Source organism: Seonamhaeicola sp. NFXS20 (assembly GCF_049132085.1).
Lineage (GTDB): Bacteria > Bacteroidota > Bacteroidia > Flavobacteriales > Flavobacteriaceae > Seonamhaeicola.
In genome coordinates this window covers 230967-244937 of the sequence record NZ_JAFMPU010000001.1, presented here as the reverse complement: position 1 = coordinate 244937, position 13971 = coordinate 230967, and the positions used below count along the sequence as shown (strand labels likewise).

At 32.9% G+C, this 13971-nt stretch carries 8 protein-coding genes; 4 read left to right on the top strand and 4 right to left on the bottom strand.

Going from position 1 to position 13971, the window contains the following annotated elements; translation table 11 throughout:
- Positions 1-41: 41 nt before the first annotated feature.
- On the bottom strand, positions 42-1583 hold the full coding sequence (locus tag J1D01_RS01130; protein WP_421149559.1) for an aldehyde dehydrogenase family protein: 1542 nt from the start codon (positions 1581-1583) through the stop codon (positions 42-44).
- Between the two features lie 221 nt (positions 1584-1804).
- Here J1D01_RS01130 and J1D01_RS01125 point away from each other — a divergent pair, with 221 nt between their 5' ends.
- The 3 genes from J1D01_RS01125 (at position 1805) to pbpC (ending at position 10826) form a co-directional block, all read left to right on the top strand.
- The gene (locus tag J1D01_RS01125; RefSeq protein WP_421149558.1) at positions 1805-7363 is read left to right on the top strand and encodes an alpha-2-macroglobulin family protein; all 5559 of its coding nucleotides are present in this window, start codon (positions 1805-1807) and stop codon (positions 7361-7363) included.
- A 164-nt stretch (positions 7364-7527) separates the two neighbouring features.
- The gene (locus tag J1D01_RS01120) at positions 7528-8397 is read left to right on the top strand and encodes an SH3 domain-containing protein (RefSeq protein ID WP_421149557.1); all 870 of its coding nucleotides are present in this window, start codon (positions 7528-7530) and stop codon (positions 8395-8397) included.
- 77 nt (positions 8398-8474) lie between these two features.
- Positions 8475-10826 carry a penicillin-binding protein 1C gene (gene pbpC, locus J1D01_RS01115; protein ID WP_421149556.1) on the top strand — a complete coding sequence of 784 codons (2352 nt, stop codon included), beginning with the start codon at positions 8475-8477 and terminating at the stop codon, positions 10824-10826.
- Here the strand turns inward: pbpC and J1D01_RS01110 are convergent, their stop codons facing one another.
- The 3 genes from J1D01_RS01110 to J1D01_RS01100 are packed head-to-tail and all read right to left on the bottom strand — an operon-like array spanning position 10827 to position 12722.
- Entirely contained in the window at positions 10827-11705 is an 879-nt protein-coding gene (locus J1D01_RS01110; protein ID WP_372937645.1) for an endonuclease/exonuclease/phosphatase family protein, read from the bottom strand.
- Positions 11705-12244 carry a YciI family protein gene (locus tag J1D01_RS01105; protein ID WP_421149555.1) on the bottom strand — a complete coding sequence of 180 codons (540 nt, stop codon included), beginning with the start codon at positions 12242-12244 and terminating at the stop codon, positions 11705-11707. The genes J1D01_RS01110 and J1D01_RS01105 overlap by 1 nt, the downstream gene beginning before the upstream one ends.
- A gap of 4 nt (positions 12245-12248) precedes the next feature.
- Entirely contained in the window at positions 12249-12722 is a 474-nt protein-coding gene (locus J1D01_RS01100; protein WP_421149554.1) for a CYTH domain-containing protein, read from the bottom strand.
- A 53-nt stretch (positions 12723-12775) separates the two neighbouring features.
- On the opposite strand from J1D01_RS01100, the gene dinB reads away from it, so the two are divergent.
- Entirely contained in the window at positions 12776-13876 is a 1101-nt protein-coding gene (dinB, locus tag J1D01_RS01095; RefSeq protein WP_421149553.1) for a DNA polymerase IV, read from the top strand.
- Positions 13877-13971: the final 95 nt, after the last annotated feature.

The window sequence follows — 13971 nt, the reverse complement described above, 5'->3', positions numbered from 1 at the left end:
CATTAACCCGAAAAAAGTCACATTTAAATTTTGTATGATTGCTATAAATTAAACTTTATGCCCTGTGCTAAGGGCAACTCTGTAGTATAATTTATGGTGTTTGTTTGTCTACGCATGTAAACTTTCCAAGCATCTGAACCCGATTCTCTACCACCACCTGTTTCTTTTTCACCACCAAAAGCACCCCCAATTTCGGCTCCAGAAGTTCCTATATTTACGTTGGCTATTCCGCAATCACTACCTGCATGAGATAAAAATTGTTCTGCTTCTCGTAAATTATTAGTCATTATAGCCGAACTTAAACCTTGAGCAACACCATTTTGAAGTTCAATAGCATTCTCAACATCTCCTTCATATTTTAACAAGTATAAAATAGGTGCAAAGGTTTCATGTTGTACAATTTGGAAATGATTTTCTGCTTCGGCAATGGCTGGTTTTACATAGCAACCACTTTCATAACCTTCACCCGAAAGTACTTCGCCTTCAACTAAAATAGTACCGCCTTCTTTTTTAACCTTAATTAGAGCATTTTCATACATTTTTACTGCAGCCTTATCTATTAACGGCCCTACGTGATTGGTTTCATCTAATGGATTTCCAATTTTTATTTGTTTGTAAGCATCAACAATGGCTTGTTTTACTTTGTCATAAATACTATTGTGAATAATTAAACGGCGCGTGCTTGTACAACGCTGTCCTGCAGTACCAACAGCACCAAAAACAGCTCCAATAACCGTCATTTTTATATCGGCATCAGGGGTTACAATGATGGCATTATTACCACCTAACTCTAATAAAGTTTTGCCCAATCTACCTGCTACTTCTTTTGCTACAATTTTCCCCATTCTGGTTGAACCAGTTGCAGATACTAAAGGAACTCTAACATCCTTCGTCATAAATTCACCTACTTTATAGTCGCCATTTATTAAGCATGAAATACCTTCTGGTAAATTATTTTCTTTTAAAACTTCGGCAATAATATTTTGGCAAGCAATACCACAAAGCGGTGTTTTTTCACTTGGTTTCCACACGCAAACATCTCCGCAAACCCAAGCTAAAGCGGTATTCCAAGACCAAACTGCCACCGGAAAATTAAATGCTGAAATAATACCAACCACCCCAAGCGGATGATACTGCTCATACATACGATGTCCTGGGCGCTCACTATGCATGGTTAAACCGTGTAACTGACGTGATAAACCCACTGCGAAGTCGCAGATATCAATCATTTCTTGTACTTCACCTAAACCTTCTTGGTAGCTTTTTCCCATTTCATAAGACACTAATTTACCTAGAGCTTCTTTTTTTTCTCTTAATTTATCTCCAAATTGGCGAACAATGTCTCCACGTTGTGGCGCAGGAACTAATCGCCATGTTTTAAAAGCTTTGGTTGCAGCAACTATAACCTTTTGGTAATCTGTTTCTGTAGTTGTTTTTACATTTGCTATCAATTGCCCATCTACAGGTGAAAAACTTTTAATAATTTTACCTTCACTAAAATTATTAACACCAGTAGATGTACCGTTGTTTACAGTTAAAATACCTAAAGTTTGTAATGCTTTATCTAAACCAAATGCTTTCATTTTGAAGTGTATTTATATTGATTTTTTAATTATTCAACTATTTTTTACGAAAATATCAATAAAAAATATCTTTTAATAATAATTACAAAATTATTAGTGTTATAAATTTAAGAACAATTTAACAAAAACATAAAGTCTAAACTTAAATTATAAAGCGTAACTTTATTAACAGGAAACAACGTACAGTTTTTTGTTTGTGTTCATTTAAAATCTTTTTTCTCATGTATTTAAAAAAATTATTTATCGGCTTTTTAGTAGTTTCTGTAATAACTTCCTGCAAAGAAAAAACTGTTGAAACCGATAATATTTTTAAGTATAGAGATTATATAAGTTACACAACTTCTGGAATAACATCTGTAGCCAAACCCATTCAAATTAATTTAGCTAAACCTGTTGATGGTTGGGAAATGCACCAAGAAATAACAGATAACATTATAAACATTAAACCTTATGTTGAAGGCAAACTAAAAGTTGGTAATAACCAAACCCTAATTTTTACACCAGATGAGTATTTAGATGCTTCAACTGAATACACGGTAACCGTAAAATTGTCTGAAATTTATAAAGACATCCCTTCTAGTTTTAAAAACTACACCTTTCAGTTTAAAACCATTACTCCAAATTTTAATGTGGTAACCAACAACCTGCAATCTTACAGCAAAAACTGGCAATACATTGAAGGCGTTATAAAATCGGCAGACCTTATTTCTATTGAAAACGCTAAAAAATTAATTACAGCCAAACAAAACGGCAAAAACCTAAACATTGTTTTTAACGAAAGCTATAAAAACAGTACTGTTTTTGAATTTAAAATTGACAGTATAAATCGAGTTATTGAAGATAGTAATATTGAGGTTTCATGGAATGGAAAAGTTATTGATGCCGATAATAAAGGAGAAAATACCATTGTAATTCCAGGTATAAATAACTTCACTATTACAAAAACTGAAGTGTTTCAATCTCCAGAGCAGTACTTATTAATAAACTTTTCAGACCCTTTAAAAAAACAACAAAATTTTGATGGTTTGGTGTCTATTCAAAATGCAAAAAACCCAAAATATGTGGTTAGTGGTAATGTTTTAAAAGTGTACCCAAGCACTAAATTGGTTGGTAACATCAAAGTTGATATATTCCAAGGCATTAAAAACACCGATGGTTTTAAACTAAAAAAACCATTTTCTGAAACCGTTGCTTTTCAATCATTAAAACCACAAGTGCGCTTATTAAACAGTGGTAGTATTTTACCAAATTCACAACAATTAAAATTTAATTTTGAAGCGGTAAACCTAAGTGCTGTTGATGTTAGAATTATTAAAATTTTTGAAGATAATGTGCTTCAGTTTTTACAAGACAATAACCTAAATAGCAATAACCAATATAACATTAAAAAAGTTGGGCGCCGCATTGCAAAACAAACCATACAATTACAAACAGCTGCCGAAAACACAGGCAAATGGAAAGCTTACAGCATAGATTTATCAAACTATTTTAAAGCCGATGTTGGTGCTATTTACCGTGTTGAACTTAGTTTTAATAAAAACTACTCTTTATATGATTGTGAAACAAATGATGACACATCAAACACCAATGAAGATACCTATTATGAAGACGATTTTTATGAAGATGATAATCCAGATAGTGAAAATGAAGAACTTCGTGAAGAAAAATACTGGGATAACCTGCTTTACCGCTACAAAAACTACACCTACAATTGGCGCGAAGAAAACAACCCCTGCCATGAGGCTTACTATAATCAAAATAAAATAGTATCACAAAACCTAATAGCTTCAAACTTGGGTGTTATTGCAAAACTAGGTACCAATAAGTCTTACTTTTTTGCCGTTACTAATATTTTAACTACCCAACCAGAAGCCAATGCAAAAGTAACCTTATACAATTTTCAGCAGCAAGAACTTGCTTCAGCAACTACAAATAAAGATGGTTTAACTATTATTGATGCCGATAAATACGCAAGTTTCGCTATTATTTCAAAAGGAAATAATACTACTTATGTACGTCTTTACGATGGTAACGCCCTCTCATTAAGTAAATTTGATGTTTCTGGAAGAAAACTTCAACGCGGACTTAAAGGTTACATTTACGGCGAACGCGGTGTTTGGAGACCTGGCGACACGCTACATTTAGCTTTTATGTTAAACGATAATGCTAATAAGTTACCAAAAGGCCACCCAGTAAAACTAGAAATTACAAACCCTAACGGAAAGTTAGTGTTTAAAAAAGTAACTAGCAACAACTTAAATAATGTATACAAATTTACAGTACCAACAACTACCGATGACAAAACAGGAAATTACAATGCCAAAGTATCTGTTGGTGGTGCTACATTCTATAAAGGATTAAAAATTGAAACCGTAAAACCTAACCGATTAAAAATAAAAATTGATTTTGATGATGATGTGCTTACCGCAACAAAACCACTTACTGGTAATTTAAATGTAAAATGGCTACACGGTGCACCAGGTAAAAATTTAAAAACCGAAGTTAAAGCAAGATTTACAACAACAAATACTGGTTTTGACAATTACAAAAACTATGTATTTAATGATCCTACACGTAATTTTTACTCAGAAGAATTTAATGTGTTTGAAGGTAAAGTAAACGCCGAAGGTTTAGCCAACATAAACAAAAAAATAAACATTAAAAAGAAAGCTCCAGGCATGTTAAACGTTCAGTTTTTAGTAAGAGCTTTTGAAAATGGTGGCGATTTCTCTATTGATGCATTCACAAAAAAATATGCGCCTTACAGCTCATTTGTGGGGTTACGTTCGCCTAAAGGAAATGCTTATGGCTCGTATTTTACAGATGAAAATCAAACCTTTGATGTAGTAGTAGTTGATGCCCAAGGCAACCCCATAAAACGCAATAATCTTCAAGTAAAAGTATATAAAATTGAATGGCGTTGGTGGTGGAACTCGTCTTACGACAACTTATCTAGCTACGTATCTAGCAGTTATCACAAACCTTATTCAACATCTAAAATAAATACCAATGCCAATGGTAAAGCAAGTTTCACTATTAATGTTCCAGACCATGATCGCGGACGCTATTTAATTAGAATTGAAGACCCTGTGAGCGGGCATGCCACAGGAAGAACAGCCTATTTCTACAAAAATTGGTGGCAAAACGCTAGTTCTGGCGATAAAGAAGCTGCTAAAATGCTCATTTTCTCTAGTGATAAAGAAACTTATAATGTTGGTGAAACCGCCAAAGTAACCTTCCAATCTGGTAATGAAGGGCGCGCTTTAGTGAGTATTGAAAACGGCACCGAAGTAATAGATTACCAATGGGTACAAACACAAAAAGGCGAAACCACAGTTGCTATTCCTATAACTCCAGAAATGGCTCCTAACGTATTTATCAATATCTCACTATTGCAACCACATGCCATAACAGCAAACGATTTACCAATAAGACTTTACGGTGTAATACCTATGATGGTTGAAGACCCAAATACCAAACTACAACCCAAAATAAACATGCCCGATGTACTACAACCAGAGCAAGAATTTAAGGTTACCGTTTCTGAAAAAAACAAAAAACCCATGACCTATACCATTGCTGTGGTAGAAGAAGGGTTGCTAGATTTAACACGTTTTAAAACTCCAAATGCATGGAATAGTTTTTACGCTCGTGAAGCTTTAGGTGTAAAAACTTGGGATGTTTTTGATGATGTTATTGGCGCATATTCTGGAAGTATAGACCAAGTATTTGCTATTGGTGGTGATGGTAGTGCAACTGCTGGTAAAAAGAAAAAAGCTAACCGTTTTAAACCTGTAGTGAAGTATTTTGGACCCTTTAGCCTAAAGAAAGGCGAACAAAAATCGCACACTATAAAAATGCCAAATTATATTGGTTCTGTAAGAACAATGGTTGTTGCTGGAGACCACACCAAAGAAGCTTACGGAAGCACTGATAAAACCGTTCAAGTTAAAAAACCTTTAATGGTGTTAGCTACGCTTCCGCGAAAATTAAGCCCTGGTGAAAAAGTAACCTTACCAGTAACCGTTTTTGCCATGGAGCCTAAAGTTAAAAACGTAAATATTAGCCTAAAATTAAGCAATGGCATTACTGTTGAAGGTGAAAAAACACAACAACTTAATTTTTCTAAACCTGATGAAAAAATGGCTTATTTTACCTTAGATGTAAGTAAAGCTAAAGGCATCAATACGGTTGAAATTATTGCAAAAGGTAATGGTGAAACATCTACTTATAAAGTTGAATTAGATGTTGTAAATCCTAATCCGTTTACATCAAAATCAATAGACAAAACACTGGCCGCTAATACTTCAGAAACTATCGCTTTTGAAACCTTTGGTGTTACCGGAACAAATTCTGCTATAGTAGAGTTTTCAACTTTACCTCCCATGGATTTCTCTCGCAGAATGCAATACTTAATTCAGTATCCGCATGGGTGCGTAGAGCAAACAACATCAAGTGTGTTTCCGCAGTTATTCTTAAGTGATATTTTCGATTTAACTGCCGATAAAAAACAAAGCATTCAAGAAAATATTAAAAATGGCATTAAACGTCTTGCACATTTTCAAAAACCAAACGGAGGATTAAGCTATTGGATAGGTGAAAATAGTACTGACGATTGGGGCACTAGTTACGCGGGTCATTTTATGATTGAAGCCGAAAAGAAAGGCTATGTATTACCATTAACCTTTAAAAGCAATTGGATTACCTACCAAAAACAAGCCGCTAGAAATTGGAGACCAAGCTACAAATATTACAATTCTGATGTAGCACAAGCCTACAGATTGTACACTTTAGCATTAGCAGGAAGTCCAGATTTGGCATCTATGAATAGATTACGTGAGTTTTCAGAATTATCAAATGATGCCAAATGGCGATTAGCAGCGGCTTATGCCTTGGCTGGACAAAAAGAAGCTAGTGAGCGTATTTCGCAATCGGCTAACATTAATTTCACACCTAATAAATATGATTATTATTCATACGGGTCGGTTGATAGAAATAGAGCCATGGCTTTAGAGACTATGGTATTAACCAAAGATTCTAAAATGCGAGAAATAGCCGAATATATTGCCAAAGATTTATCTAGCAATCGTTGGATGAGTACACAAACTACAGCTTACAGCTTATTAGCTATGGCTAAAATGGTAAATGCTAATGGCGGAAAAGCCATAAATATTAGCTACTCAATCAATGGAAAAAAAGAAACTATTAATACCAAAAATGCCATTGCTCAACGCAAATTACAAGTGGTAGATGGTACAAACGCTTTAACCATAACCAACAACCAAAATAATGTAGTTTATACGCGTGTTTTAAACACCGGAAAACTTCCTGTTGGACAAGAAATTGCAGAACAACGCGGACTAAGCATAAGCTATTCATATAAAGATTTACAAGGCAACACAATTGATGTTTCCAACTTAAAACAAGGGCAAGATTTTATTGCTACAGTAAAAGTTAACAACCTTAAAAGTACACCTGTTAAGGATGTGGCTTTAACCCAAATTTTCCCTTCGGGATGGGAAATTGTAAATACCCGGTTTACAGATTTTGGGGATACAACCTCTAGTGAAGCGCGCTATACAGACATTAGAGACGACCGTGTGAATTTCTATTTTGACTTAAGCAAAAACGGAAATTCTAATAGCACCAAAACATTCTTGGTAATGCTAAATGCATCCTACTTAGGGCGCTATTACTTACCTGGAATTCAAGCGGAAGCTATGTATGATAACAACTTTTTAGTGAAAACTAAAGGGCAGTGGATTAATGTAAACAAATGACATTATCTAAAAAGTTATAGCTGTCATTCTGAACAATTTCACTAAGCCTATCTCAAGTGTTGTTCAGAGTCTCATCACACAGATTATTAATCTTTTTGAGAGCCCGAGATAAATTTGGGTTAACACAACCTATGCTTAATAGATAACATAAAAAACTTAAAAAAATGAAAAAATATATTTATATAGTGGCAGTATTAATAACATTCAATATTGCTAAAGCACAAGAAATAAGATATGTAAACGCCGATAATGGCTTGTTTTTAAGAGACAACCCTAGTCAAGATTCAAAACGTATAGATAAACTAGCTTACGGAACCACGTTAGAAATAACAGAACGTACAAACTTAAAACTTGATGTTAAAGATAATAACAACATTGTTTCTGGAGAATGGGTAAAAGTAACCTGTAAAGACGATATTTATAACCACCGTTCTGGTTACGTATTTAATGGTTTTTTAACTGATAATAAAATAGAAAAACGCTTTAGTGTTGGTTTTGATGATTTTACTTTAGAATTTGAAAATTTAAATGCCGAAATTATTGGAGATGAGCAAATCTCAACACATTCCGATAATACTGTTGATGCCATTCTTGAAATAGGCGAAACACTTGAAGGCAAAACCATTCGTGTAAGGCATCATTCAAAATACAAAAGCATAAAAGTATTTCAAAGACATGAAAACAGCATCTCTATTCAAGCCGAAGGTCCGCATTGTGATTTAATAGAATGGAAACATTTTTATTCTGCTTGGACACCTTTAAAATCTACTAAAAAAACAGGTATTTTTGAAACCATAACATACAGCAACAAAGCCCAAAATAAGTTTATAAACGTTGATATTTCAGAATTTAAAAACGCTGTAAAAGAGCATTGTGGCGATGTTTGGTATAATTTGATTAAAGACGAGAAAAAAATTAACAAAGGCGCCTCTACAATTGGTATTAGTAAAATATATTTTAAAGTTATTTTTACCACCATGTATGATGAAAAAATTGAAAAAACAATTGCTTTTAATGTGCCTATGGGCTGTTAATAATTAAAATGATTTTAGCTCTATTTATTACTAGATTGCTTCATGGCATTCTAAATAACGAATAAAAACAATAAAAATTGAATAAAATACTAGGCTACATAAAAAAACGAAAGGCTAGGTTTTTCATCTTAGCCATACTTTGTGTAGCCTATTATTTTTGTTTACCTAAACAGCTTTTTAAAACACCAACCTCAACCGTAATAACCAGTTCAAACAATACACTCATTGGTGCCAAAATAGCCAGTGATGGTCAATGGCGTTTTCCGCATAACGATAGTATACCCATAAAATTTAAAACCTGCATTATTCAGTTTGAAGACGAATATTTTTATAAACATCCAGGTTTTAATCCTGTATCAATTTTTAAAGCATTACAACAAAACTTAAAATCGGGTACCGTGAAACGTGGTGGCAGCACCATTACACAACAAGTCATTAGATTATCAAGACAAGGAAAACCAAGAACTTATTTAGAAAAATTAAAAGAGCTCATTTTAGCCACACGTTTAGAACTAAAAATCTCAAAAGAAAAAATTTTAAGTTACTATGCAAGCAATGCGCCCTTTGGCGGCAATGTAGTTGGTTTAGATGCCGCATCATGGCGTTATTTTAATAGAAGACCTCACAATTTATCCTGGGCAGAAAGTGCTACTTTGGCGGTTTTACCTAATGCACCAAGTTTAATTTATCCAGGTAAAAACGAAATACATTTACGTAACAAACGCAATAAACTGCTTCTAAAATTACTTCAAAATAATATTATAGATTCATTAACTTATAATTTATCTATTGCTGAAGATTTACCCCAAAAACCTTATCCATTACCTCAAATTGCACCGCATTTATTGCAAAAATTATCTGAAACACATCCAGGAGAAGCCTTAAAAACTACTATAGATGTATCGCTTCAAAAGCAAGCAAATGCCATTGTAAAACAGCATTATTCAGTTTTAAGTCAAAATGAAATTCATAATGCCGCAGTATTGGTTTTAAACGTAAAAACCAGACAAGTTTTGGCTTATGTTGGCAACACACCAACTACCAAAACCCACCAAAAAGATGTTGATATTATTGACAAACCCAGAAGCACCGGTAGTATTTTAAAGCCCTTTTTATACGCTGCCATGTTAGATGCCGGCGATATATTACCCAATACTTTGGTAGCTGATGTACCTAGCCAGTTTGGAAGCTATAACCCTGAAAACTTCAACAAAACCTATGCTGGTGCAGTTCCTGCAAGTAAAGCACTATCTCAATCTTTAAACGTACCTTCGGTTAGAATGCTACAAGAATTTGGTTTAGATAGGTTTCATCATTATTTAAAAGCATTGAAATTAAAAGACTTAAAATATAATGCCAATCATTATGGGTTGTCTTTAATTCTTGGAGGAGCCGAAAGTAACCTTTGGGATTTATGTAAAAGTTATGCAGCCATGGCTTCAACTTTAAATCATTTTTCTGAAACTTCAAGTGAATATTATTCCAACGAATTTTGCGAACCTACCTTGTTTACCTCAAAAACAGTAGATTTTGGCAAACTTCAATCTGAAAAAACATTATTTGATGCCGCTTCTATTTACTTAACTTTTGAAAGTCTAAAACAAGTAAACAGACCCGAAGGTGATGAAAACTGGGAGTTTTTTGATGATTCTAAACAAATAGCATGGAAAACAGGTACTAGTTTTGGCTTTAGAGATGCTTGGGCCATTGGCACTACAAAAGATTATGTAGTTGGAGTTTGGGTTGGAAATGCTGATGGAGAGGGCAGACCCGGATTAGTAGGCGTGCAAACTGCCGCTCCTATACTTTTTGAAGTTTTTGATTTACTACCAAAAAGCCAATGGTTTACTAAACCTTTTGATGAAATGCAAACAATTACTGTTTGTAAACAAAGTGGCTATAGAGCATCTCCAAATTGTAACGACACCAAAAATGCTTATGTTCAATTAAGCGGACTAAAAACTAAACCTTGTCCGTACCATATTTTAGTTCATTTAGATAGTACTAAAACCTATCAAGTAAATGCTTCGTGTGAAGATGCAAGTAATATAAAACATACTTCTTGGTTTGTATTGCCACCGTTAATGGCACATTATTACAAGACTAATAATCCGTTTTATAAAACATTACCACCTTTTAGAAATGATTGTTTAGGTAACAGAACTATTTCTATGCAATTTATTTATCCAAAAAACAATAATACTGTTTATTTGCCTAAAAATTTTGATGGGGCTACCAACGAACTTATATTAAAAGTAGCACATTCAAAACCTGAAAGCACACTTTTTTGGTACATAGATAATTATTTTATTGGTAGCACTAAAGACATTCATGAACTAGCCATTTTACCCAAAGAAGGCAAACACACTTTAACAGTGGTTGACGAATTTGGTAATGACGCTAAATGTGTATTTGAAATATCTATATAACTAGTTTTTTATAACCGTTTTAATTATAGCATGATCACTTTTAAAAGTGCCTACTTTTTCGGTTTTTAAAATTTCTAAATCTTTTGAAACCCAAATGTAGTCTAGAGATAACAACGGAATATTATAAAACCAGGTTTCTCTAAAACCAAATCCTTTTTCATTAAAAGCATGATTAAAATTTTCTTTTATTGGTGTTAAAAACTTCGATTCATACGGAACATTAAAATCTCCTAACACCACCGTTTTTTGTTTTTTTGTAATGGCTTTGTTTACAAAGTCTGTTTCCCAACTTCTAGGAACATCAATACTTGCAGAAACATCTACAGCATAAAAATTAATACTATGAGTTTCAAAATTAATAACTGAAGAACCATATTTTGAAGGGACAACCTCATTTACCTGTATAGGACTTTTTGAAAATATGCCTATTTCTTCATTAGAATTTTCATAGAAATAATATTCTGGATATTTCTTTTTTGCTTCATCTAAATAATCACCATGATATTCAACCAAAACCACTACATCTGGAATGCTTTCAATCTCTTTAAAAACATCATCAAACTCTCTATAATGAGAGGCATTCCAAAACACAATTTCTAAATCTGTTTCATCAAAATTTTCAGCTATATGTATTTTAAAACTTCTGCTTAGCCAAATAATTAAAAAAATGCCTGCTAAATACAAATTATACTTTCTGAATTTATTGCTAAGGAAAACAGAAAGCGCCAAAACTATAATGATAATGATTGGGAGTGGAAACGTATAATAATACAAAGAGGTTTGATAAGTATGCTCTTTGATTATAAAATGAATGCCTATTAATGCTAATATTATTATAACATTAATAATAAAAATAATGGGGCGTAAAATTTTAAGCATTAGCGTAACGGAAAGCCCTTTGCTGCGTACCACGGATGAATTTCAATTTCTATTCTTCCAGCTTTAACGGCGGGATCAGATTTTGCTAAACTATCTGCCATTTTTAGGGTTGGCACGTTGTAAATGGTTATACCACGAATATCACCATCATCTCCAAATGGTCCAGAAATATCAGCATAACCTAACTCATACATTTTACTTAAATGTGCTAAATGTCCTTCTTGAATGAGTGCCGCTTCTTCTTCATTTTGAGTTCTAATAGGTCCTCGTTTTAAAAAAGCTATAAAATATTGCTGCATTAAGATAGTATCTTGCGTTTTTTTATCTACATAATCAAAAACCTGAAAGCCTTTTGATGTAAGTTCTTCTTTTATTTGCTGGGTTGTTTTTTTAACTGGAGCTTCAACAACGTCTATTTTAGTTGAATCTACTTCTATATCAATCTTGTCATTAGCGTCTAGTGAATTTGTTTTAGGTGCTTCTTTACAAGACATGAAACAAGCTAAAACAGATAGAGTTATTAATAGTTTTTTCATCATATTTTTATTTTTCCCAATTGCAATAAGGGTTTTTACTAAGTTGAGAATTATAATATTTTATATTTCCGGTTACTTCTTTTCCCAACCAACTTGGCTTTTCAAAAGTTTCGTTCTTAGAGTTTAATTCAACCTCGGCTATAATTAAACCTTGGTTATCTCCAAAAAATTCATCTATCTCAAAAATATGATTTTTTAGCTGCACCTCATAACGAATTTTATCAATTAGCCCTGATTCACAAATATTTAACAAATTCTTAGCATCTGTATCAGATATTTTGGTTTCCCATTCAAAACGTGTTAAACCATCATCTGAAGATTTTCCTTTTACAGTTAAAAAACCTTCGTTGCCTTTTAGCCTTACCCTTACAGTTCTTTCTTTATGGGTATTTAAAAAGCCTTGAATTATTCTAGTTTCTTTAAAAGCGTCTTTTTTAAAAGCATTAGAATTTACCAAAAATTTACGTTCAATTTCTATCATTCAATTTTAAAAAGAGGTTATACTAAAAAGTATTTAATGCCTAAATTTACAGTATGTCTGTGGATTTACCAATACGAAAAATTATTCATGTTGATATGGATGCTTTTTATGCCTCTGTTGAGCAAATGGACAACCCTAAATTAAAAGGAAAACCAATTGCTGTTGGTGGTGGCGGTAAGCGTGGTGTGGTTAGTGCCGCTAGTTATGAAGCCAGAAAGTTTGGTGTTAAAAGTGCCATGTCTGGTAGATTAGCAGCAAAATTATGTCCTGAACTTATTTTTGTTAGACCTAATTTTGAGCGCTATTCTGAAATTTCTAAACGTATTAGAAAAATTTTTTTTGATTATACCGATTTAGTAGAACCACTTTCGTTAGACGAAGCTTACTTAGATGTTACTAAAAACAAAAAAGGGAACCCAAGTGCTACCCTAATTGCCAAAGAAATTAGAAATAGAATTTTAAACGAAATTGGATTAACGGCTTCGGCAGGTATTTCTATTAATAAATTTATTGCAAAAGTAGCCAGTGATTATAATAAACCTAACGGTCAAAAAACGGTTAACCCAGAAGAAGTAATAGAATTTTTAGAGCAATTAGACATTAGAAAGTTTTACGGCGTTGGCAAAGTTACGGCTGAAAAAATGTACCAAAAAGGCATTTTTACTGGTGCAGACTTAAAACAAAAATCATTAGAATATTTAGATGCCAATTTTGGTAAATCTGGCAGGTATTATTACCACATTGTAAGAGGCATTCACACTAGCGAAGTAAAACCCCACCGTACTAGAAAAAGTTTAGCTGCAGAACGTACATTTAGTGAAAATTTATCTAGCGAAGTATTTATGCTAGAAAAACTAGACCAAATAGCTACTGAGGTTTCAAAACGTTTAACAAAGAGTAATGTAGCAGGTAAAACAGTAACCCTAAAAATTAAATACAGTGATTTTACGTTGCAAACTCGTAGTAAAACACTGCCTTATTTTATAAAAAACAAAAGTGTAATATTAGAAACTGCTAAGGAGTTATTATATCAAGAAAAACTACAAAACTCTGTAAGACTCTTAGGTATTTCGTTATCAAATTTAAATACAGAAAAACCAAAAAAAACACAAGATAAAAACAGCATAAGTGTACAATTAAAATTTGGATTTTAATTTTTTAAGACAAAAAACCTCATTTAAATTCATTCTAAAAAAACGTTTATTTTTATTTGGATTTAGTCTAAATAAGTATATTTTTGCCCAAAATA